Source organism: Pseudomonas floridensis (genome assembly GCF_002087235.1).
Lineage (GTDB): Bacteria > Pseudomonadota > Gammaproteobacteria > Pseudomonadales > Pseudomonadaceae > Aquipseudomonas > Aquipseudomonas floridensis.
The window spans coordinates 35,610-57,754 of the sequence record NZ_MUIO01000039.1 but is presented as its reverse complement, the minus strand read 5'-3'; the positions used below and the strand labels follow the sequence as shown (position 1 = coordinate 57,754).

Here is a 22,145-nt window from a genome sequence, read left to right as displayed (position 1 = left end):
GGGAAGAAAAACCGAATGGGCCGCGAACGATGCGGCAGTTTACTGGCAGTTCGACAGCGCTGCTTGAATATCGATCCTTAAGTCATTGACTCGGCGGGACGCCACCAGGCTGGAAAGAGCTGACTCACTTTGCGGTCGGCGAATCGATCGTCGATCAGCATCACCACACCGCGATCACTCTGACTGCGAATGACCCGCCCGGCTGCCTGTATGACCTTCTGCACGCCGGGGTACAGGTAGGTGTAATCGTAGCCAGCGCCGAACAATGCCGCCATGCGCTGCTTGAACTGTTCATTGACCGGATTAAGTTGAGGCAACCCCAGCGTGGCGATGAACGCTCCGATCAGGCGTGCGCCGGGCAGATCGATGCCTTCTCCAAAGGCACCGCCCAGCACGGCAAAACCGATGCCTTGACTGTCTGGCGTAAAGCGATCGAGGAACACCTGCCGCTCGCTCTCGTCCATACCCCGTGCCTGTTGCCAAAGCGTGATGTGCGGATGGGTGAGCGCCATGAGTTCGGCGACCTGTTGCAGATAATCGAAGCTACTGAAAAACGCCAGGTAATTGCCCGGCCGCGCCTGAAACTGCCTGGCCATCAACTCGACGATCGGCGCCAGCGAGGCCTGACGATGGGTGTAGCGGGTGGAGATGCGGCTCACAATATGCACCTCCAGCTGTTCGTGGTGAAACGGTGATTCCACGTCGATCCACACCGTGTTGTCCGCAAGACCGAGCAGATCACGGTAGTAATGGCCCGGGGTGAGCGTGGCGGAAAACAGCACGGTACTGCGTGCCGCCGTGAGCCGCGGCTGAATGAAGCGCGCCGGAACCACGTTTCGCAGGCTCAGACGCGACAGACTGCCTTTGCGACCCGCCTCACGCTTGGCAACATCGAACAGAAAGTGCTCGTCGAACAGCTCGGCGATCCGGACGAACCCGATGGCTTCCAGATAGAAGCTCTGCAACGCCACATCGATAGCATGCGGGTGCTCGTTGAAATGATCGCCAATGGCCGACACGCAGAGGTTGAGGCTTTTCAGAAACTTGTCCGGCAAACGAAGGTAAGCCTGATAGACGCCCGCCTGCTCCTTGTGCAGTGCGCTCCATTGCCGATTCAGCCGCTGAAGAGCTTTTTTCACCGGCTCCGGTACCGTCTGGACCAGCGTCTTTACGGTGTTCTGGTCGAGGCTGGCGCTGTACATCTGCCGCGCACGCTCGACCATGTTGTGCGCCTCATCGACCAGCGTCGCCACGCGCCACTGGTTCAACTGGGCGAGACCGAACAGCAACGCGCTCAAATCGAAGTAATAGTTGTAGTCGGCGACCACCACGTCAGCCCAGCGCGCCAGCTCTTGACTCAGGTAATAAGGGCAGACTTGATGCTGCAGAGCGACCTTCCGCACGCCAGCCTGATCCAGCCAGGGCGTGGTGAGTGCAGCCGAACGGGCTTGGGGCAGACGGTCATAAAAGCCTTTGGCCAAGGGACAGGAATCGCCATTGCAGGCTTTGTCGAGATGCTCGCAGGCCTTGTCGCGTGCCACCAGCTCCAAAACCCGCAACGCTAGAGTCGGCGCGCTGGCGCCGATGACCTGCAAGGCGTTGAGCGCAAGTCTGCGACCGGGTGTCTTGGCGGTAAGAAAAAAGACCTTGTCGAGTTTCTGCACAGGCAGCGCCTTGAGCAATGGAAACAGGGTGCCGACGGTCTTGCCAATACCGGTCGGCGCCTGGGCCATCAGACAACGCCCGGTGCTTACGGCCTTGTAGACTGACTCCGCCAGCATCCGCTGCCCGGTGCGAAAGGCTGCATGAGGAAACGCCAGCATGGTCAGCGACTGATGCAGCGTCTGGGTGTGGCTCAGTTCCTGGCGCGCCCAGCTGAGAAACACCGCGCATTGCTGCTCGAAAAAAAGCTGCAATGCCTCAGCACTGAAGCGTTCGTGAATCAAGGTTTCCTGCTCGCTGACAATGTTGAAGTACACCAGCGCCAGCGTGACGTCTTGCAGATCAAGCTGGCGGCAGAGCAGCCAGCCATAAACCTTCACCTGCGCCCAGTGCAATTGCCGATGGTTGGCAGGCAGGGCGTCCAGCTCGCCGCGATAAGTCTTCACTTCTTCCAGTTGGTTACGAACCGCGTCATAGCCGTCCGCCCTGCCCCTGACCGTCAGTTCGTGGTAGTCACCACTCAACGCCAGCTCGGCCTGATAATCAGCACCGCGACGGGATGCCACGGTGCGATGACCCGCGATACCCTCCTGAGCGGTCGGCGACGGAGTGAAACGCAGGTCGAGATCGCCGACCTTGGCCGTGAACTCGCACAGCGCACGCACCGCCACCGTATAACGGGCAGGTAACGGGCTTTCAGACGTGGGCGATAACGCAGGTGTCGCGGGAGATATCGGGGTCACTGCGGGAGAGAGCCGTTGGTTACGAATACTGGACAGGCGTACAGATAACAGCCTATTGCCGGGTATGGCAAATACAAATGGATCGACGGACGCTTGAGTGTTCGTTGTCAGCCCGTTACTTCTTCAAGTGTTTCTCGCAACGCGATCAGCATTCGGTCGATATCCAGGCCTCGATCGAGGGTGCAACTGATACGCAGGAATTGCCGGTGCCAGCCCTGGGTGCTGAACAGTTCTCCGGGAGAGATCACAATGCGCTTTCGCCGCAGAAGATCGAATACGCGACGCATATTCACCGGGTTAACGCTCTCAGCCCAGATTCCGCTGCCCCCAGCTGCTCTTTCATAGCGCAATGTCTGTCCCAGATGACGGTCAAGTGCCTCGCTCACCTGCTGCATTCGCTCGACGAGCCCAGTAACGGTGTGAGTCAAATGCGCGCTCAGGCGTCCGCTGGCGTACAGCCTGGCAATCGCCTTTTGGCGCAACGGCGACAATTCGAACGCCCGCAATAGAAAATGATGCTGCCATTGAGACCGGGCGGCCTTGCACAGCAGGTAGCCGTAAGGCGCATTCGGTCCGAGGACTGGTGCGAATGACCCCATGGTGATAAGACGCTCGGGATCGACCAGATCGCGCAGCCGGACAGGCGCGCAATCAAACAGCAGGTCGCCGTGACTGTCGTTTTCCAGTACCCAGATGCCCTGCCGATTCAGCCGCTCGGCAACCAAGCGCGTGTTGCTCAAAGGCCTGGCGCTGCCTCGAATCGGGTTCAACGCCGACGACAACAGTGCCAGGCTGACGCGTTGCCCGGTTAACGCTCGATCCAGAAGTTGCATATCGATGCCACCCGTTTCGTCCAGCGGCACTTCGACGATCCTGATATCGAACGCCTGAAACCGTTGCAGCAGCGACCATGGACAGGGGGACTCCACCAGCACAGTCTTAGCACGCAGGCACAGGGTTTCGATCACCGAGTCGAGCATCGCCGCAAGATCGGGACCGATGCACACGTCGTCGGCAAACCAGCCATGCTCGGCATCCCGGGTATAGCGAGCGGACAACGCTGCCCGCAGTTCGGGATCGCCCAGCGGCTGAAAGCCGCCATTGCCTGGAAGCGGATAAAGCCGCGCCAGCACTCGCTCCATCGCCAACACGGCGCTTTCCTGCCCCGGCAAAACCGCCGGCTCATCGCTTCCCAGCCAGCACATTCCTGGACGAAGACGGCTGCGGCAGAATACTTCGAGCAATTGACTGTCATCCCCGCCCGCGATGTCGTCATCGCAGTGGGTGTCAGGCATCGAGTAATAGCCCGACTTGGGCACCGAACATACTCGCCCTTCTTTCTCCAGCAGGGAATAGGCACTTTGCACGGTGGAGATCGATACCTGAAGACGTTGCGCCAGGTGGCGCAGCGACGGCAGTCTGCGGGGTGACGCGGCCTGCGCCTCATTGACCAGACGCATTAGATAGCGATACACCGCCTGATAGGCGAAGTCGGTTTTGCATTTCATGGAAGGTGTACCCGGATCAGCCAAAGAGAGGTGCCAGGCCGTCACGGCCGCGACACTGTCGGACGCTGGCCTTGCGCATGCCAGCAAACAGCCTCATCGGCCAGACACAATCTGTACCACCGACTTGCCCGTTGCAGGGTCGACCGTCGTGATCCGGCGTTTGTCAGGGTCGGCGGCGCGTATTCTGGCGATGATCGAGCGCTCATCGTCGAAGTCCACGCGGTGCTTGCTATAGAGACTGCGCAAGCCTTCGATGGTCAGACCGCTGTTGTCGGTCAGCCAGTGCATCACTTGATCCGACGCGGTCGCGCCGGACAGCACCCGGTGCAGGTCGGGCAACGCGATCAGCATTCCAGGATGATTGCGGCGCAGAAAATCTTCCAGACCCCGCCCCTCATCGACAAAGGGCGAAAACAGCATGCAGATCAGCTGTGTTTCGTTGAGGCCATAGCCTTCCTGCGCAAAGGTCGCTGCCAGTTGACGGCGGCTTTCGATGCGCTCATGCCCGGCATAGGCGCTCAGGGCCTGGTCGATCAGACGACCCGGCATCTGCCTGGCGCGCATCAGCGATGTCGCCAGCCCCAAATACTCGCTGATTCCGTCCGCATAGCTGCGATTCTGTACGTACTGCGCGCCAAGCCCGCGCATGTGCGCCATCAATAACGGGTTGGCGCAGTCTGACTCGCTGAAGTTGAACGACAGATCATCGAAGCGAAAGTCCAGAAACTCGGTCAGCAATGCCCAGTGCTCGTCAGCCTTGCAACTGACAAGGTCTGCGATACCGATCAGCGCCGGCAGGCTGGACTTTATCGGCGAAATCGAAGGTTTGGCAGGCTTGTCACCCGCTTCTTCCTCGCCATACAACTCCTGATGAAACGCGTTAGCGAGAGTGTCGAGGGTTCTGAGCGCGCCGTTGAAACTCTGGTTGTTCCACGGCCCGCTCTTCTGCGCCGTGGTCTGCCCTGCCTGCTGACGAGCGTCCGGGCCGGTGTTCCGGGCCAGGCGCATGAGCCAGGTCATGTACTGTTTCTGCTCCTTGCGGGAGTCTCCGCTGACCAGCGCATCCACGCCTTTGCCCCAGGAGGAAGCCCGCCCAATGAAGTCAGCCAGCCCCAGGTAGCAACTGTTGCAGAACGTGGTGCGCGCATCGCCCGCCGACAGGTGACCGGCCAACAGCATGTCGGAGCGATTCTGCTCACGACCGGCGCTGGAAAATGGCAGGTCCGGCTCGAAGGGCTGGATGTACTTGTTGTCGAACACCAGCATCTCGACTCGGGGATCGTCGTAGAGGAACAGTGCACCATAACTGCGGTTGATGTTCTCCATGACCGCAGGCGTCATACCGGCATGCCGTCGGCTGGCCACTCGCAGGTTGAAGGTGCCGGGGGCCCGACAGGCGATACTCAGTTGCGCCGCCCGCACGAACGCCAGGGTGTAGGCACTGTCCTTGCCGCCGCCAAACGCCACCAGCACCTTGAAGCTGGAAATCCGCTCGATGCCCCCCGCCGCCACGATCAGTCGCTGTATCAGCAACTGCAGCGCCGTGCGCTCGGCCCGCGAGAAGTAACTCAACAGGCGTTGCAGCACCTGTTGATACACATAGTTCATTGCCTGTTCATGGATGGCGCTCATTGTATGCTCCCTGCCCGCTCACCCCGGCACAACACCGTACTGGCACGGCATTTAACAGCGGGCTGACGACCGAATCTATAATCGACCATGACTCATTCCCTGAGTAATAATTACCCAACTATTATCAGTATCCTTAAAACAATTACAAGGCACAGATGACGTTTGAAAATACGTGCAGCCACGCCATACTTCCGACCTCTTTAAACACAGTGTTTATTGATTAATACCTTGTTACGCCAGCCGCATAGCATCATCAAACCTGTGCCTGTGCGCCAGCACCCTTGCAGCACGGCGCTTTCCTGCTACACCGGGTCACAACCGTACTTTTAAGGGCGCATTGGGACGTAGGAAAAATTAGTTGCGAAGCGGCCTTTCTGAAAGCCGGATTAAACAGAATTATTCACCAGAAGTACCCGAACAGCTTTAGTACACTGCAAATAAATCCTGCCGCATTGATTCCGTTCAGATTGATGCACTCTGCACCGCGTTAGTTGGCGATGATTAAGATGAGAAATGCCTCAGACGGGTCTGATCAAAACGTCCGCAGAATGTTCACTCGCTCAGGCGTATCCTGAACGCAGAAACCATTTCCAGACAGCCTTTTTTGACCTGCAACAAAAAAGCCTTCCACAGTGGAAGGCTTAATGGGGAGCACCAGCGTACCGATAGGAAAATCGGTCAGACCGATTCGATTTCAAGAACCGCCCGGCCACCGATAGGGCACGTGTCCATGTAGCGATGCGCCTGCACCACGTGCTCGAATGCAAAGCTTCGGGTCTGCAACGGCGCCAGCACGCGATCGGCGGTGAGCTGGTTGATGTCGCGCAACGCCCGTTGCAGTGCTTCCTGATCCTGAGTGATGCCCAGTTCAGGCTTGCCGGTGAAGTTACCCAGACAATGCACGTAGAACTGGATGTTCTTCTGAAATGCCGCACAGGCCGGAAACGGCGTCTGGTTGCCACCTTGCAGGCCATACAGCACCAGGCTGCCACGCGGAGCCAGCACATCACCCATCAGTGACATCTGCGGACCACCCAGGCCATCGAACACAGCGTCGACACCACGGTTGTCGGTGTACTTGTTGATCGCCATGAGCAGGTCCTGCTCTTCGGTCACCACAACCTTGTCGGCGCCCAGCGACAGCAGGTAATCACGTGCATCGGCGGTCTTGGTGGCCGCGATGACACGCACGCCCAGCGCCTTGCCCAATTGCACGAACGACGGCCCGGAGCAATGGCTGGCGTCGGTAACCAACACCGACTGGCCAGGCTTGACGCGTGCCAGATCGACGTAGGCAAAGTACGCCACCAGATACGGCGTGTAGTGCACGCTCGCCTGAACCGGTGTCAGCACATCGGGATAACGGACCAGCGCCTTGCGTGGCAGCACGATGGATTCGCCATACACCGGATGCTCGTTGGCGTCGGCTGCCGGAAAGCTGGCAACGTTGTCGCCCACGTTCAGGTCATCGATACCTTCGCCCAGCGCAGTCACCACGCCCGCCATTTCGTAACCCAGACCAGCCGGCAGGCGAGCATGGGTGGAAGCCAGATTTTGTCGCCAGAGAACGTCATACCAGCTGACGCCGATCGCCTGGACGCGCACTTGCACCTCACCGGGCGCAGGCAGCGCGACGGGATGCTCTTCGATCTTGAGCACCTCGGCCGGGCCAAACTGGTTAAAACGGATCATGCGGGACATTGAGAACCTCGCCTCGTAAACCTTGATGCCACAAACTTTATCCGGGCATTGCCGGTAACACTATCAGTGGCTATTAATAGTCGACATGCCTGCCATCGATTGTCCCTCGCAAGCTGCACGGCTTGCCACACAAGACCTGTGCGCCGATGCGAAGACCGGCGGCCATTGTTCGCATGTCCACCAGACATTGCAACCCGTATGGGCATTTAACCCAGGTCAATGATCTTTCTGTAAATTTTTGATTCGTGAAATCGGCATTTGCTCGTACTATCCCACCCTGCCCGCTTTCCATCGACACATGGCCCGAGACCCCCGGTATGAATCGCAACGACCTGCGTCGCGTAGACCTCAATCTGCTCATTGTCTTTGAAACCCTGATGCATGAGCGAAGCGTCACGCGTGCCGCGGAGAAACTGTTTCTGGGGCAACCGGCGATCAGCGCGGCATTGTCACGCCTGCGTGGGTTGTTCGACGATCCGCTGTTCGTGCGCACCGGGCGCAGCATGGAACCCACTGCGCGCGCCACGGAGATCTTTGGCCTGCTTTCCCCGGCGCTGGACTCCATCTCCACCGCCGTCAGCCGTGCTTCTGAATTCGACCCGGCCACCAGCACCTCAGTGTTTCGCATCGGCCTGTCCGACGACGTCGAATTCGCCCTGCTGCCCACCCTGCTCAAACGCCTGCGCTCCGAGGCACCGGGCATCGTGCTGGTCATCAGGCGGGTCAATTACATTCTGATGCCGCCCCTGCTGGCCTCCGGCGAAATCTCGGTCGGCGTCAGCTACACCCAAGACCTGCCCGCCAACGCCAAACGCAAGGTGCTGCGCAGAAGCAGGCCCCAGTTGCTGCGCGCCGACTCGGTCCCCGGCCGCCTGAGCCTGGACGACTTCTGCGCCCGTCCACACGCGCTGGTCTCGTTTGCCGGCGACCTGAGCGGCTTCATTGACGAACACCTGGAACAGATCGACCGCAAGCGCCACGTAGTGCTCGCCGTCCCACAATTCAACGGCCTAGCCACCCTGCTGACCGGCACCGACATCATCGCCACCGTGCCGGACTACGCCGCACAGGTCCTGACTGCAGCGGGCGGCGTGCGCGCTGAAGAACTGCCGATTGAAACCCGTACGTTCGAACTGCACATGGCCTGGCGCGGCGCGCAGGACAATGATCCGGGGGAGCGGTGGTTGAGGTCGCGGATACAGATGTTTTTTGGGGACCCCGATAGCCTGTAATGGAGTTCCATTAAATTCCATAAAACCTTCTCATAACAACAAGTTATTGATTATTTCAGTTCGTTGCCGCCTGTCTTAATTCAATGGATTCCACGACTCATGGGGGCATAATTGGGGGCAAATTCCGGTTCCTTAATAAAGGATGCCCCATCGATGCCCCAAATAATGCAGGCGTTTTCAAACGAAAACTCAGCGATGTCTTTATCCGCTCGCTGACCGAACCAGGTAAACACGCCGACGGCGAAGTTCCTGGCCTCTACTTGGAGGTAAGGGCGTCGAGCAAAGTGGACAAGTCCCTTTCCAAGTTCTGGCGCCTGAAGTATCGGCTGCATGGCAAGGAAAACCGCTTCTCAATCGGCGCTTACCCCGAAATCGGCCTGAAAGAAGCGCGCGACATTGCCCGCGGCGCACGCCGCGACATGGCTAATCACACCGCTCCGCTCAAGGTCAAAACCGCCAAAATCGAGGCACAACTCCTCAACGAGATGCGCACCTTCGAGTATGTCGCCAAGCAACGATTGGCATTCAAGTCTGCCGGACTGGTGACTAAATCCATCTCAGGGTTTAGCGGAGCGCTGAACAACCACGTTTTGCCTGCCATTGGTAAAAAGCCGGTCACCGAGATCAAGCTGGAGCACATCACCACGATCATTACCGAGCTACGCCGCCAGCGCACAATGGCGATGGCCCGGCGCGTACGCACCATCATCCTGGCAGTCCTGGGGTTTGCTGAGGGGCGCGGCTGGGTTGAACGCAACGTAGCGCTCAGTAACATTGAGGAATTGAAGATCCGCCATGTCGTCACCAGCAACCCGGCCATCGAAAGGCCAGCCGACCTCGGCAGATTTCTTCTGCGTCTGGACGACTGCAACGACGGCAGCGTTGCCTTCGCGATGCGCCTGCTGATTATGTTGCCGGTCCGTCCAGGCGAACTGGTGCAGATGCGCTGGGAAGATGTCGACTTGGTGGGCGCCGATTGGCGTTATGTGGTGAGCAAGACTAAGCATCTGGATAAGGGCAAGCACATCGTTCCGTTGCCTGAGCAAGCCTTGGTTCTGTTGCGCGAGCTACATAAAACCCGCGTGGTGGATTTTCTCAGGATCAATTTTCGGCAATACATCGCTATCAGGCTCATCCTTCCGACTGAATAGTTGGACAATGAAAGCCAAGAGCTTTCGAACGAAACTCATTTATTGAACCGCAAAAGGTTAGACATTGGGGGGTATGCAGGGATAGATGAGCACTAGGCTGGCGCCAAATTAAGCGCACAGAAATAGGTAGCGTGTCGCGGCCATCCCTGCGCCGGCATCGAGTGATGGCCAAATAATGCCAATGCGCACAGATAAGGGCAACAAGTCAGTACAGAATTGTATTATTTTGGACAAATGGTCAGCGCCGCTGATTGGCACATTGGGATACCTACCCTCGCATGGCTACCCAACGATGCAGGAACATAATATGTCGCAAAGGCGTGTTTGAGGTTCGCTTCCGATCCAACATTCGTGACTTCGGATCAGAGCTGGTGTTTGCCAAGGAGTGAAGCGTCAACGGTAGCCGCGACGCTCACCGTGTGTACCAAGGCGATATCCCAACTCAATCAGGTGAGTTTAAGGCTCAAATCAATACCAAGCCTTGGTCATCCGGCAACACCCACGTCTTCGGCGGCCAAAGCCCTACGTGCTTGAGGCACACGGCAGCATTGATTATGAGAGTCGCCCGCTCCTCCCGATCTTCAGCGGCGACCGCTGCCCGCATGACCGCTGTGTAACCGAGCTACGTTCTGATCGATGCGGCCTTGGATCGTGCGCAAGGTGTCTCGAGTAATAACCTGTGCGTATAGGTTCTCGGCGATGCTTGCAAACCGGCTCGCCACATCGCAAATGCCGTCAATCATTCTGCCGGCAACGTCCGGGGGCACCTCGGCTTCCTCGGCAAGCCGAAGCATTTGCGTGCGAGAAATCGACAGGGCTTCCCCCATCACATCCATTTGGTGATATCCACTTGGCCCCTCGCAGAAGGTCACGTCGTAAGCCGGCGACAGTCTCCACTGACCGTCTTGCGACATGATGTAGGCAAAGTTCTTGGGATGATCGTCTCTGTTGTTGAACGCAACATTGAAGACGGCACGTTCGAAGGCCACCGCCATCTCTCGCACGTCGTTGGTACACATCTGTGTTGCCCGCAAGAAGTTGACGTAGTCCAACACCCCCGGAGACCGGTAATTTGCCCCCGTAAAGGCCGCTAGGCTTTGCATGGGTACGCGCAGTCCATCCCGACGGTCAAATCGCTTACTAGCAAACGCCGCTAAGCCATTAGGCAAACTGAAGTACTGCGTGTCAGGGGTCTCGATACCGCACATGCGCAGGCATTCGGCGTAGACCATTTCGATAGCGCACACCTCGGCATGTTCTTCTTTGGCCGGGAACTTAATCAACCATGCTTCAAAGCCCGCCGTGACGGCAGTGGTAAACCGGCCAGTTTCGGGATCGCGATAGACGAGGGCCTTAGGCCTTGCACCTTGAGGCGAGCCGCCCACCAGCAGCAACGTATGCAGGAACTCGCCACCGTCTCCATGGAGCACTTCCTGCACTTCGGCGGCAAGCTGCTCCAGCGGGATATGGACTTCAGACTCCTTCCCTTCTGGTGCCACAGGCTCAAACGTTATGGCCCCCATTGCATTGCTGCCGACGTAGGCTAGCCGTTCCAGTGAGCCGATGCGCGCCGTGGTGAGCCCGCGGCGCCTGAACATACGGTCCATCAGTAACATGCCCCACCCATCGGGCAAGGAGTCGTAAACAGGCCCTGGCAAGTACAGTTGGTGGTCTGGAAAATCTTGGCGCAACTGAGCCCCCACCAACGGGAGCGTGTAGGAGGACAGTTCCAAGCCCCTTTGCCTGGCTTCATTGCTGTACTCGAACACGATCAGCGGGCGACCGGTCAAGGCGGTCGTGGAGACCAGTGTCCCCCATTGCCATCGCTCACCCCAGCCCTCGTAGAAGACGTTCACCTGCTCAAGCATTACCGGACTTCCTTTTTGTACGGAGACGATTGGCGCTGTTTTCGTAGCGCCGAATATCCTCGATGGTGTCCAGCTTTGGCAGGAACAAGCCTTCAAGTTCCTTGGTTCGGCCAAGAGCCATCGCTACCCGAACGACGTTCTCGAATCCGACGTTGCGCCCGGCTTCAAGATTGGACACTGTGTTTGTGCCGATGCCGGCACGCCCGGCCAAATCGGCTTGTGTCATGTCCAGCGCCAAGCGCTCCGTGCGCAAGCGATCGCAGAGGCGCTTGACGACTTCGCTCGGCTTGCTGAAGCTTAAATCCAACATAGTGTGTACCTAGCCCATTCTGTGCCAGTTAGTTCCCAAAATTATAGAATTAACGTATAGCCCTATCAAGCGACTTAATTCCCTAAATCTGTGCCTTATCGCTTAATTTCTAGCTTTAGCCACAATTTACTGGACTTATCTACCATAAAGCCAAGGGTCAGGGAGAACTATTGGGGCCTGCTCAGAACCGTATTTCGGATGAGCGCTTGACTTCCGCCAGAGCCCGGTGAGCGTTGGGGGCCAAAATGGGGGCAAGCTAAAAATTTCTGGACCTGAAACCGCCGTCCCAGAGCCATGTCAAAATGTTTTTGGGGATCCTGACAGTCTGTAGGCGTGGTCAGCAGCAGCTTTTCACAGAAGTGATTGACGACGACGTGGACAACGGAGTCCCCACGAGCGAAAAATATGTCGGGCGGCGTCGAACAGCGCCTGCTCAAGAGCTCTCCAATTCATCATCAAGTCCTTGCTGAGTTCAGCCAAGCAGTTCGATCATGCCCTCAAGAGTGCTTTCCAGACAGGCTAACTCGATTTGAGTGCCATCGCCGAGTTCGGCGGTGCGCAGCGCACATTCAATAATCACCGTGAGCCCCAGAGGTGCCCGGAGGCCGGGGTGTTTTCGCAGTTTGAGTTCGACACGGGTCGGACTCAGCCACGTGCCGAAGTCTGCTGACCATCGAAGATCCTCGAAGCCGAACACCATGTTCCCGTTTTGGGTATCAATGATTTGCGGCGGGAACAGCCAGTGCGTGTTGCCTGCTTCCCACGGGATCGCCTGGACTTGATAGCGACCATCTGGAGACAACGACAGTATTTCAATGTCGCTCATTCTATTTCTTCGCCACTCAGCCATTGTGTAATTTAAGCACTTCAACGCTGTCGCCTCTCGTGACTGATCAGCCAGTACACACTGCAGATCTTTGCACGCGCCTGTCATGGACTCAGGAACCGGTTGTAGTTCTTTGCATGCATGTTTTAAGCACCCAAAAAAATCTCCAGCGGACGCGAAAAACGTGCTCACCCACTCACATGCTGAGCACTCACGCCTCCCCTTCAGCCCAGCGCCAAAGCCCTGAAACCGCGCTGCAAGTCTTCGATCAACGCAGCGACGTCCTCCAGACCGATGTGCAAGCGCAGCACCGGATTCAATGAGCGATCCGTCGGGCTTTTGCGGTCTTTGAGATCCGCAACGGTGATCAAGCTTTCATACCCGCCCCAGGATGCGCCCAGGCCGAACACCTCAAGCGCATCGATGAAGCGCGCCAGGTTACCCGCGTCCATGTCACGCAGTTCGAACGAGAGCAGCCCGTTGCTGCCTTTGAAGTCACGTTGCCAAAGCGTGTGACCGGGATGATCCACCAATGCGGGATGGAACACTCGTTTCACCTGACGTTGAGTCTGGAGCCAACAGGCGATTTCCAGCGCATGGCGTTGGTGTGCATCCAGGCGGGTGGCCAGGGTTCGGGCGCCGCGTAGCACGAGGTAGGCGTCGTCGGGACTGACGACGTTGCCGAAGCTGTCACCCATGGCCGCCAGCGGTGACCAGACATCCTGATGAGTACAAACGCTGCCCATGACTACATCGCTATGGCCGCTCAGGTATTTGGTCAGCGCCATGATCGAGATATCCGCGCCCAAGGTCAGCGGCCGGTACAAGTAGCCGGAACCCCAAGAATTGTCCACCGCCAGCAAAATGCCTCGCGACTTGCACAGGGCGGCGATAGCCGGCAGGTCACAGAGCTCATAAAGCAGTGAGCCGGGCACTTCGGTATAGACCATTTTGGTGTTGGCTTGCAGCAGCGCTGACAGGTCGCTGCCGTCCGGCGCGAAGTAGCTGACTTCAATGCCGAACGACTGAAGAAACTCACGGGCGAGGCGTCGCACAGGCAAGTACACCGCGTCGGTGATCAGCACATGATCGCCGGGGCGCAGGTAGGCCAGAAAGGTTTGCGCCACCGCCGCCAGGCCGGTGCCGAACAGGCGCGTGCGGTAGCCACCTTCGAGTTCGGTCACCAGATCCTCCAGGGCGAACGCCGTCGGATTACCACGTGCGCCATAGCTCAGTACACGCTCGTGGTCACGCCGGGCACGGGCATCCTGCATCTGCGCGAGGTTGTCGAACAGAACCGTGCTCAACCGCGTAACCGCAACGTTGACGCCGCGTGCACCGCTGCCTTTTTCAGGACGAGCGCAGTGGATCAGCCGGGTGCGAACGCGGTCATTCTGAGTGCTCAGCGGCTTGAATGTGGCGATCTCATCTTCGCTCAGTTGTGCCAGTAAACCGATCTCCCAGGCCAGGTACTGCCGCGCTGCGTCTTTGTTGCCGGAGTGACGGTCGTGGGTGAAAAACAGGAAATCGATGCACTGCTCATCCGGCAGTGTGCCACCGCCTCCCTGCAGCGCGAGACCTGCCGCGCCCCCGCCACGGTCCAGCAACCGGGTCTGTTTGCGCTGATGCTCGGGCAATTCCAGCGCTGCGAATGCTGCCAACCGTGGATCATCCGCCAGCAGGACCAATGGCCGCGATTCCCCTGCCACCTGAGCCGCCAGCAGTGAGCGGATAGACCAGCGCGCACCGGCGATGTGCCCTTTGCGGTAAGTCATGCTCGGACGCAGATCGATCAGCACGACGGCGTCGTCTTTAAGCGCATCGGCCAGCGCCTGCGCCGTGATCGACGGGAGCGCTTCAACACTGACTGCGTCGGGCACCGGCAACGCCAGTGCGCTATCCGTGCCGCCTTCAAGCACATACGCCTCATGCCCCGACTGCCGCAGCCAACTGGCCACGATCGGCGCGCGCACCCCATCGCTGTCCATCAACACCAATCGGGCCTGACGCACACCTATGTAGAGATCCGTCGCTTGAACCAACTGCCCGCCCGGCGTGTGTTGCGCGCCCGGCAGACTGCCAGCGGCAAACTCTTCGGCGGTGCGTACGTCGCACAGAAACAGGCTGCGATCAGCCTCCCGCGCCCACTGCGTCACTTGCGCCGCCGCGACCGTTTTCACGCCAGCCTTGTCCGCCAGTTGCCCGGCGGCCAACCGCTGAGCCGGCAAAGCCCCGGACGACACCTCATCGACATAACGCCGAGTGCTGCCATGCTCGAGCTGCAAATCTTCCAGATACCAGCCCTGCGTGCCGTTTTCAAGCGCGTAGACCGGGTTCTTTACACCCAGATCGATCAGGGTCTGCGCACCAATGATGCTGCGCGTTCGACCGGCGCAATTGACCACAATCGGCGTGCTGGCGTCCGGCACCAGATCGTGCACGCGATAGCCCAGTTCGCCGTTCGGACAGCACACCGAGCCGGGAATGGTCATCTTGCGGTATTCATCGAACGGCCGACCATCGAGCACCACCAACGGTTCACCCCGGGCTTGCCACGCTGCCAGCTCGCCAGCAGTGACATGCGGCGTATGGCTGAGCGCCTCAACCCGCTCGCCAAACGCCTTGGACGGCACGTGCACGCCGGCAAACAATTGAAAACCGGCCGCCCGCCAGCCATCGGCACCGCCCTCCAGAATATGCACGCCCCCATAGCCCAACACCTGTAAACGTTGAGCGGCACGCGCCGCAACCCCGGCGCCATCCTGGTCATAGATCACCATGCGCACACGCAAATTAGGCGCCAGACGCCGGGCCTCCAGCTCCAGACGGCTATACGGCAGGTTCACCCCGAAAAACAGATGCGCTTCGCCGTATTGACCGTGCTCACGCACGTCAAACAGTGCAATCTCCTGCCCATCGAACAGCCACTGTTGCAGTTGCCCTGGCGCTACGTTCTGGCTCATGGAAGTCCCGCATGAAAAGTAAAAAAATGTGTTGAAAGGCAGGGGAGCGCTCATTGGCATGCCTCGCCTGTTCCCGCTCACCTGCATGGATAACGTTCAGTGTGTGCGATCGATCAGGCATAGGCCTTGATTGAAGGGGCCATTTGCGAGGCGTTGTAATTGAGAATTCGCCCCTCTTCGTCGACACCGTAACGGCCGTTCAGGGATTCCAGGGGCAAACCGTAGAGATGAAAATGCAGGGTCGCAGACTCGCCCTCGACACGAATGCCGTGTAGATCCTCGCCAAGGAACGAGATCGAAGTCCCAGGCTGCACAACCACTTCCTTTTCCAGGTGCAAGGTGGTGAATCCCGGCTCGCGACCTTCGTCGTTGCGACCATAGACGTAGTTGATTTCCTGGCCTTCCACAGCGCTGATGATTGCCCAGGTTTCGTGGTTGTGCGGCAGCGTGCTTTTACCCGGCAGCAACGAGTTCAGGTAAAGCGTCGGCGTGTCGCCGTCGTCATTGAGCCGATAGCGGAAGGCGGTACTGCCCTGCCCCGGCACGGGCGCGGGGAACGCGTCGAAATTGAACAGATCGCGTCGCTCGGCCAGGCTTTCGAGCAAGGCAACGATTTCAGCCAGTGCGGCGCGGTCAACGCCGCGTTGATTGATAACGCGGATTTTCCTCAGGAAATCCTCAATGACGACGGCACGGTTATCGGTACTCATGAATTGCTTCCTCGGTCACACGGACAGGCTGTAGCGGCTCAGGTTGGTCAACAGGTAAGGATCATTCGCGTTGATCGGGCGGCGCGCCGGATCGCCCAAGGCATGACGCAAGAATGCTTGGGTCCGCTCGCTGCCCGGGTGTTGAAAAATCTGCGCGGCGCTGCCGTGCTCGACGATCACGCCGTTTTCGGTGAAATAGACGATGTCGCTGATTTCTTCGGCAAAGCGCATTTCGTGGGTAACCAGCACGCAGGTCATGCCCTCTTCGGTCAGTTCGCGAATCACTGTCAGCACCTCGCCGACGGTTTCCGGATCGAGGGCGGAAGTCACTTCATCGAACAGAATCAGTTCCGGGCGCATGGCCAGGGCACGGGCAATCGCCACGCGCTGCTGCTGCCCGCCGGACAATTGCCCCGGGTAAGCGTCAGCCTTGTGCTCCATACGCACTTTGGCCAGCAGCGTTCGGGCGTCCTGCTCAGCATCGGTTCGGCTGCGTCCCAATACTTTGCATGGCGCGATCACCAGGTTTTCCAGCACTGACAGATGCGGGAACAAATTGTATTGCTGGAACACAAATCCCACTCGTTTGCGCAATTCAATGCGCTGCGCTTCCCTGAGCAAGGAATCCACGTGCGTGCTGCCAATGCGGATGCTGCCGCGTTGAGGCTGCAAAAGACCGGTGATGCAGCGAAGGATGGTCGATTTGCCGGAGCCGGACGGGCCGATGATCGACACCGCCTGACCGCGGTAAACATCCAGGTCGATGCCGTTGAGCACTGTGCTGGATCCAAACGAAAGGTGCACATCGCGCAGGCTGACCAAGGGCTCGGCGACGGTTTCAATAGAAGGCATAACGTCGCTCCAGGTATTGGGTCAGTCGGGAAATCGGGTAGCAGTAGGCAAAGAACAGCACCAGCAGGCTCAGGTAAATCACCACCGTGAAGCCCGTCATGTTTACGGTGTTGCTGGCAATCTGCGCGGTGTCGATCACGTCATGCACGCCAACCAGCGAGGCCAGCGCAGTGCCCATGGTGATCACCGCGTAGAGGTTCATCCATGGCGGCAACATCCGTTTGAAGCACTGCGGCAGGATGATCGAGCGGAAAATCTGCCCACGAGTGAAGGCCAGGGAGCGCGCGGCTTCCCATTGGGTGCCGGGGATCGAGCCGATGGCGCCACGGAAGATTTCCGCCACATTGGCGCTCGCAGGCAACGCCAGGCCGAGGGTCACTTTCACCCAGTCCGGGAACGCGACGTAGGTGTTGCCCAGCTTGATCTCGAACGGAAACACGTAGGTGGTGAAGTAGATCAGCACCAGCCATGGCGCATTGCGGAAAATCTGCACCCAGACCTGCGCCGGCACGCGCAGAAGTCGCAGCGGCGACACCGCCAATGCGCCCACCAGCAACCCCAGCAACGACCCCAGACCGATCGCCACCAGGCTGATCAAAATGTTCTGGCCAAAACCGGCGGCGAGGGCCGGTGACCATTGCAGCAAGGCATTGAATACCGGACTTTGTGGGGCGAAACACAGTACATAGAGCGCAGCGCCAGCCAGGAGCAACAACTTGCCAACATGTCGGCGCGGCCAGGCCAGTGGCGCATTGATCGACGATTCAATGGCCATAGCCAGGCATCCTCAGGCGCGCTTCAAGCAGGCGCCCCGCACAATTGACGATAAAACTCAGCAGACCAAAAAAGCTCAGAATCAGCATCATCAGCTCCAGCACATTATCGCTCTGGGTCCAGATCATGATTGCCGCGTAAGTGATGTCGCCCACAGCAATTGCCGAGGCCACGGCGGTCATTTTCACCAGATCGATCAGGTTGTTGATCAGCGACGGCAAAGCAAAGCGCAACCCCAAGGGCAGTTGCACGTTCCAGAGCAACTGGCGACTGCTGAACGCCAGGGAACTGGCCGCCTCCAGCGTCACCGACGGCACCGCTTCAATGCCAGCACGCAGTGCTTCAGCGTGAAATGCGCCCTTGTGCAGCGAAATCACGATCACCACCCAGGCAAACGGCGTCAGCGGGTTGGCCGTGCCGACGGCCTGGGTCAGCAGCATGTTCAGCACCAGGAATGCGCAATACAGTTGCACCAGCGTCGGCGTGTTGCGGGTGACTTCGATAAACACACGGGCCGGTTTGGCCAGCCACGCTTTGTTCGAGGTCAACATCGCCGCCAACCCGACCCCTGCCAGCAAACTGCCCACGATGGTGAACAGACACAGCAGCAAGGTGGTCAGCGCACCTTGCACCAGACTGCCGCGCTGGTAGGCGTCCAGCAAGAAGTTGTAGTTGAGACCCAACCCGGCGGTCCCGTGGATGAACAGCTCCAATAGATGACTCATGCTTGGCCCCGCAACTGGCTACAGGCATGGGCGATACGGCGTCCGGCTTCGACAACGCTGTCGGTTGCGGTGGCAATGGACAGGCGAAACCACGGGGACAGGCCGTAGGCGCTGCCGGCAACACCGGCCACGCCGTTCTCCAGCAAGTAGGCGACGACATCGGCATCGGTTTGCAGGCGCTCACCGTCCGGACGATAATTGCCCACTAAACCATCGCAGCGCACAAAAACGAAGAAACCGCCCTGAGGTTCCAGTACGTCGAGACCATGTACAGCACGCAACGCGCTAACAAGCAAATCCCGACGCTGCCGATAGGCCGAGACCTGAGCCGGCAGAAAATCCAGTCCGCCGTCGAACGCTGCCAACGCGGCGGCCTGCCCCACCGAGGATGCACCGGAAGTCGATTGCGATTGCACCACTGCCATCGCGCGGGTGAGCGCCTGCGGCCCGGCGCCGAAGCCTATGCGCCAACCGGTCATGGCGTAAGTCTTGGACACCCCGCCTACCAGCAGGCAGCGCGGCTGCAAATCCGGCGCGACATTGAGCAGACTCTGCGGTGGTTGGCCGTCAAAGCGAATATGTTCGTAAAGCTCATCCAGCAGAATCAACACCCGCGGATGCCGACGCAGAACCTCGGCCAGCGCCTGCAGTTCTGCAGTGCTGTAGACGGCGCCACTCGGGTTGCCGGGCCCGTTAAGAATCAGCCAACGGGTACGCTCGCCGATGTATTGCTCCAACTGCCCGGGCGTGAGCTTGCAGCCTTGAGCCAACCCGCATTCGATGAACACCGGCTCGCCGTCGTTGAAGCGCACGCTGTCTGGAAACGAGGGCCAATATGGGGTCGGCACCAATACTTCGTCCCCATGGTTCAGCGTCGCAGCGAAGGCGTTGAATATGATCTGCTTGGCGCCATTGGCGATCACGATGGCGTCGAGCGGATAATCCAGCCGATTCTCGCGCTGAAGCTTGCGCTGTATTGCACGCCGTAATGCCTTCACACCGTGCGTTGGCGTGTACTTGGTCGCACCGGCGGAGATGGCAGCGCAAGCCGCTCGTTTAATGTGTTCCGGAGTGTCGAAATCCGGTTCACCCGTTGTCAGGTCGAGAATGTCGAGACCGGCTTCTCGCAACGCTGTGGCGTGGGATCTGGCGGCGGCGTTGGCGGAGAGCGACACCCTCTGCACACGTCTGGACAGAAGAAGACTCATGGATTGGGTACCTCCACGACTTTGCCCGGATTGAGCAGATTATTCGGGTCCAGGGCATGCTTGATACGCCGCATCAGATCGAGCTCTACCGGGCTTTTGTAGCGTTGCAACAGCCCGACCTTGCGCTGACCGACGCCGTGTTCGGCGCTGATGGATCCGCCGTGAGCGTGCGCGCTGTCATGAACCAGCAGGCTGAGTGCCGCGTAGTTGGCCATGTGCGCCTCGACGGTGGAATCCAGCGAATGGGCGACGTTGTAATGCAGGTTGCCATCGCCCAAATGGCCGAAGGTGAAATGACGCACGCCCGGGAAGTGCGTTTGCAGCAGCGCATCGGTATGCGCGACGAACGCCACAATCTGGGAGATGGGCACCGAGATGTCGTACTTCATGTTGCGCCCGGCGCGCTTCTGCGCCTCGCTCATATTTTCCCGCAATTGCCACAGTGCTTCGCTCTGGGGCAGGCTTTGGGCGATCAGCGCATCGGCCAGAAGCTCTAGCTCGAAAGCCGAGCCGAGCACCGCTTCGAAGGTTTCGCGAGCGTGATGTTCGCTGTGGTTGTCAGAGAGCTCCAGCAGCGCGAACCACGGTTGTGAAGCGCCGGGAAAAGGCTGGGGCCCGTGAGGAAATTGCTCGCGCAGCAACGCCAGGCAATCGGCGCTGAGCAATTCGAACGCGGTGAGGCTTGCGCCGAAACCGGCTCGGGCATGGGACAGAAATTTAACGGCCTGGGCTAGAGAATCAAAGGCCAACAGCGCAGTGGCCTGAGCCTTGGGCAGCGGGAACAGTTTGAGGGTTGCGGCAGTGATGATGCCGAGGGTGCCTTCGCTGCCGATAAACAGGTCGCGCAGGTCGTAGCCGGTATTGTCCTTGCGCAACCCGCGCAGACCATTCCAGATGTCACCCTGAGCGGTGACCACTTCCAAACCCAGGCTCAGCTCACGGGCATTGCCATAACGCAGCACCGCCGTGCCTCCGGCGTTGGTGCCGAGGTTACCGCCAATCGTGCAACTGCCTTCGGCACCCAGACTCAGAGGGAACAGGCGTCCGGCATCACGCGCCACAGCCTGCACAGTGTGCAGAATGCAGCCGGCCTCGACGGTCAGGGTGTCGTTATCGGTGTCCACGCAACGCACCCGGTTCAGGCGATCAAGCAGCACCAGCACGGCGCGGCCACTGGCATCGGGGGTTGCGCCGCCCATCAAACCGGTGTTGCCGCCCTGCACCACGATCGGCGTGTCATTGGCCACGCAGACGCGAACCACCGCCGCGACTTCTTCGGTAGTGGCCGGGTGCACGGCGGCAATCACCTGACCGACGTAACGGCCATGTCTGTCAGTCAGATACGGGGCGGCCTCTTCGCTGCTTTGCACATGACCGGCGCCGAGCAACGTCTGCAATGTGGCGAACAACCCTTGGCTCATGGCTGAGCCGCCAATGGCGCGGCGCTACGGTATTGTTCGTGCAGATCACGCAAGGTCTGGGACGGCGCCATGCCGGTGCGCTCGCCCAGGGCGATCAACCAGCCACTACGGTGCCAGTCGCGAACGATGGCATCCAGCCTGGCCTGGGTGTCGTGCTCGCCCTTGCGAATCCAGATCACCGAGTTCGACGGTATCAAATCCCCAGGCAGCGGAATCTCATAGCCGGACCATTCGGCATCGCTTAACAACGTGTGCATGGTCGGGCTGACATGCACCGCCGCCACGCAACCATTGCCTCGCAGGGACAGCAGCGACTCCGACTGACTGCGAAACGCCTTGATCTCGGCACCATAGGTTTCCTGCAACGGCTTGATGAAGTTGCTGCCCTGAGACACACACACCGGTTTGCCCTTCAAATCAGCCCACTGAGTGATGCCCGCGCCTTTACGAATCAACGCTGCGCCACCGACTTCTTCATACGGTGTGGGCACGTAATCGAGAATCTCGGCACGTTCCTCGGTGAACTGCATGTTGGCGATCAGAATGTCGACCTTGCCCTGCTGCAGGAACTGCACGCGGTTGGGCGCCAGCACTGAAACGGTTTTGGCTTCGACGCCGAGTGCCTGACCGATGCCCTTGGCCAGTTCGACGTTGTAACCCTGGTGCTCGCCGGTTTTCGGGTCGATAGTGCCGAACGGCGGACCGCTGAGAATCACCCCGACGCTGACGGCGTGGCGCTGCTCGATCCTGTCCAGCGTGGCGTCGGCCTGAGCCATGTTGGCGGCCAGCGTGGTACATCCGGCCAGGCACAACGCGGTCAGGGTTTTAGCGGAAAAAAGTGGTTTCATGCACGGCGTCC

Annotated in this window: 16 protein-coding genes and 1 pseudogene; 2 read left to right on the top strand and 15 right to left on the bottom strand. The window is 59.2% G+C overall.

Annotation, left to right across the window (positions count from 1 at the left end; all coding sequences use genetic code 11):
* Nucleotides 1-77: 77 nt before the first annotated feature.
* The 4 genes from BZK31_RS11735 to BZK31_RS11720 all read right to left on the bottom strand — a co-directional run bounded on the left by BZK31_RS11735 (nt 78) and on the right by BZK31_RS11720 (nt 7,246).
* Nucleotides 78-2,333: an ATP-dependent DNA helicase gene (locus tag BZK31_RS11735; protein WP_244182668.1), complete on the bottom strand. Its 2,256-nt coding sequence runs from the start codon at nt 2,331-2,333 to the stop codon at nt 78-80.
* Between the two features lie 179 nt (nt 2,334-2,512).
* The gene (locus tag BZK31_RS11730; RefSeq protein ID WP_083182817.1) at nt 2,513-3,913 is read right to left on the bottom strand and encodes an aminotransferase-like domain-containing protein; all 1,401 of its coding nucleotides are present in this window, start codon (nt 3,911-3,913) and stop codon (nt 2,513-2,515) included.
* 93 nt (nt 3,914-4,006) lie between these two features.
* Nucleotides 4,007-5,545: a hypothetical protein gene (locus BZK31_RS11725; protein ID WP_083182815.1), complete on the bottom strand. Its 1,539-nt coding sequence runs from the start codon at nt 5,543-5,545 to the stop codon at nt 4,007-4,009.
* A gap of 678 nt (nt 5,546-6,223) precedes the next feature.
* The gene (locus tag BZK31_RS11720) at nt 6,224-7,246 is read right to left on the bottom strand and encodes a zinc-dependent alcohol dehydrogenase family protein (protein WP_083182813.1); all 1,023 of its coding nucleotides are present in this window, start codon (nt 7,244-7,246) and stop codon (nt 6,224-6,226) included.
* 317 nt (nt 7,247-7,563) lie between these two features.
* Between BZK31_RS11720 and BZK31_RS11715 the strand changes: the two genes are divergently transcribed.
* Nucleotides 7,564-8,478, top strand: a complete 915-nt coding sequence (locus BZK31_RS11715; RefSeq protein ID WP_083182812.1) for a LysR family transcriptional regulator — start codon at nt 7,564-7,566, stop codon at nt 8,476-8,478.
* A 149-nt stretch (nt 8,479-8,627) separates the two neighbouring features.
* Nucleotides 8,628-9,569: pseudogene (locus BZK31_RS11710) on the top strand (tyrosine-type recombinase/integrase); the annotation flags it as partial.
* Between the two features lie 641 nt (nt 9,570-10,210).
* Here BZK31_RS11710 and BZK31_RS11705 read toward each other — a convergent pair.
* The 11 genes from BZK31_RS11705 to BZK31_RS11655 form a co-directional block, all read right to left on the bottom strand.
* Nucleotides 10,211-11,497, bottom strand: a complete 1,287-nt coding sequence (locus tag BZK31_RS11705) for a type II toxin-antitoxin system HipA family toxin (protein WP_083182811.1) — start codon at nt 11,495-11,497, stop codon at nt 10,211-10,213.
* The gene (locus tag BZK31_RS11700; protein WP_083182810.1) at nt 11,490-11,807 is read right to left on the bottom strand and encodes a helix-turn-helix domain-containing protein; all 318 of its coding nucleotides are present in this window, start codon (nt 11,805-11,807) and stop codon (nt 11,490-11,492) included. Before BZK31_RS11700 ends, BZK31_RS11705 begins: the two co-directional genes overlap by 8 nt.
* Before the next feature lie 472 nt (nt 11,808-12,279).
* The gene (locus BZK31_RS11695; protein ID WP_083182809.1) at nt 12,280-12,633 is read right to left on the bottom strand and encodes a hypothetical protein; all 354 of its coding nucleotides are present in this window, start codon (nt 12,631-12,633) and stop codon (nt 12,280-12,282) included.
* 224 nt (nt 12,634-12,857) lie between these two features.
* A complete protein-coding gene (gene metC, locus BZK31_RS11690; RefSeq protein WP_083182808.1) occupies nt 12,858-15,596 on the bottom strand; it encodes a cystathionine beta-lyase in 2,739 nt (912 codons plus the stop codon).
* 113 nt (nt 15,597-15,709) lie between these two features.
* On the bottom strand, nt 15,710-16,306 hold the full coding sequence (locus BZK31_RS11685) for a cysteine dioxygenase family protein (RefSeq protein WP_083182807.1): 597 nt from the start codon (nt 16,304-16,306) through the stop codon (nt 15,710-15,712).
* A 15-nt stretch (nt 16,307-16,321) separates the two neighbouring features.
* On the bottom strand, nt 16,322-17,158 hold the full coding sequence (locus BZK31_RS11680; protein ID WP_083182806.1) for an amino acid ABC transporter ATP-binding protein: 837 nt from the start codon (nt 17,156-17,158) through the stop codon (nt 16,322-16,324).
* Entirely contained in the window at nt 17,145-17,933 is a 789-nt protein-coding gene (locus tag BZK31_RS11675; protein ID WP_083182805.1) for an amino acid ABC transporter permease, read from the bottom strand. Before BZK31_RS11675 ends, BZK31_RS11680 begins: the two co-directional genes overlap by 14 nt.
* Nucleotides 17,923-18,657 carry an amino acid ABC transporter permease gene (locus tag BZK31_RS11670; protein WP_083182804.1) on the bottom strand — a complete coding sequence of 245 codons (735 nt, stop codon included), beginning with the start codon at nt 18,655-18,657 and terminating at the stop codon, nt 17,923-17,925. Before BZK31_RS11670 ends, BZK31_RS11675 begins: the two co-directional genes overlap by 11 nt.
* On the bottom strand, nt 18,654-19,865 hold the full coding sequence (locus BZK31_RS11665) for an aminotransferase class I/II-fold pyridoxal phosphate-dependent enzyme (protein ID WP_083182803.1): 1,212 nt from the start codon (nt 19,863-19,865) through the stop codon (nt 18,654-18,656). Before BZK31_RS11665 ends, BZK31_RS11670 begins: the two co-directional genes overlap by 4 nt.
* Entirely contained in the window at nt 19,862-21,286 is a 1,425-nt protein-coding gene (locus BZK31_RS11660; protein WP_083182802.1) for an FAD-binding oxidoreductase, read from the bottom strand. The genes BZK31_RS11665 and BZK31_RS11660 overlap by 4 nt, the downstream gene beginning before the upstream one ends.
* Nucleotides 21,283-22,134 (bottom strand): transporter substrate-binding domain-containing protein, encoded by an 852-nt coding sequence (locus BZK31_RS11655; RefSeq protein WP_083182801.1) that lies wholly within the window; start codon nt 22,132-22,134, stop codon nt 21,283-21,285. Before BZK31_RS11655 ends, BZK31_RS11660 begins: the two co-directional genes overlap by 4 nt.
* Nucleotides 22,135-22,145 lie beyond the last annotated feature (11 nt).

What these genes read in the sequence shown, in the direction of transcription:
- BZK31_RS11730 (WP_083182817.1), bottom strand. Translation starts at nt 3,913, where the DNA reads ATGAAATGCAAAACCGACTTCGCCTATCAGGCGGTGTATCGCTATCTA.
- BZK31_RS11725 (WP_083182815.1), bottom strand. Translation starts at nt 5,545, where the DNA reads ATGAGCGCCATCCATGAACAGGCAATGAACTATGTGTATCAACAGGTG.
- BZK31_RS11720 (WP_083182813.1), bottom strand. Translation starts at nt 7,246, where the DNA reads ATGTCCCGCATGATCCGTTTTAACCAGTTTGGCCCGGCCGAGGTGCTC.
- BZK31_RS11715 (WP_083182812.1), top strand. Translation starts at nt 7,564, where the DNA reads ATGAATCGCAACGACCTGCGTCGCGTAGACCTCAATCTGCTCATTGTC.
- BZK31_RS11705 (WP_083182811.1), bottom strand. Translation starts at nt 11,497, where the DNA reads ATGCTTGAGCAGGTGAACGTCTTCTACGAGGGCTGGGGTGAGCGATGG.
- BZK31_RS11700 (WP_083182810.1), bottom strand. Translation starts at nt 11,807, where the DNA reads ATGTTGGATTTAAGCTTCAGCAAGCCGAGCGAAGTCGTCAAGCGCCTC.
- BZK31_RS11695 (WP_083182809.1), bottom strand. Translation starts at nt 12,633, where the DNA reads ATGAGCGACATTGAAATACTGTCGTTGTCTCCAGATGGTCGCTATCAA.
- metC (WP_083182808.1), bottom strand. Translation starts at nt 15,596, where the DNA reads ATGAGCCAGAACGTAGCGCCAGGGCAACTGCAACAGTGGCTGTTCGAT.
- BZK31_RS11685 (WP_083182807.1), bottom strand. Translation starts at nt 16,306, where the DNA reads ATGAGTACCGATAACCGTGCCGTCGTCATTGAGGATTTCCTGAGGAAA.
- BZK31_RS11680 (WP_083182806.1), bottom strand. Translation starts at nt 17,158, where the DNA reads ATGCCTTCTATTGAAACCGTCGCCGAGCCCTTGGTCAGCCTGCGCGAT.
- BZK31_RS11675 (WP_083182805.1), bottom strand. Translation starts at nt 17,933, where the DNA reads ATGGCCATTGAATCGTCGATCAATGCGCCACTGGCCTGGCCGCGCCGA.
- BZK31_RS11670 (WP_083182804.1), bottom strand. Translation starts at nt 18,657, where the DNA reads ATGAGTCATCTATTGGAGCTGTTCATCCACGGGACCGCCGGGTTGGGT.
- BZK31_RS11665 (WP_083182803.1), bottom strand. Translation starts at nt 19,865, where the DNA reads ATGAGTCTTCTTCTGTCCAGACGTGTGCAGAGGGTGTCGCTCTCCGCC.
- BZK31_RS11660 (WP_083182802.1), bottom strand. Translation starts at nt 21,286, where the DNA reads ATGAGCCAAGGGTTGTTCGCCACATTGCAGACGTTGCTCGGCGCCGGT.
- BZK31_RS11655 (WP_083182801.1), bottom strand. Translation starts at nt 22,134, where the DNA reads ATGAAACCACTTTTTTCCGCTAAAACCCTGACCGCGTTGTGCCTGGCC.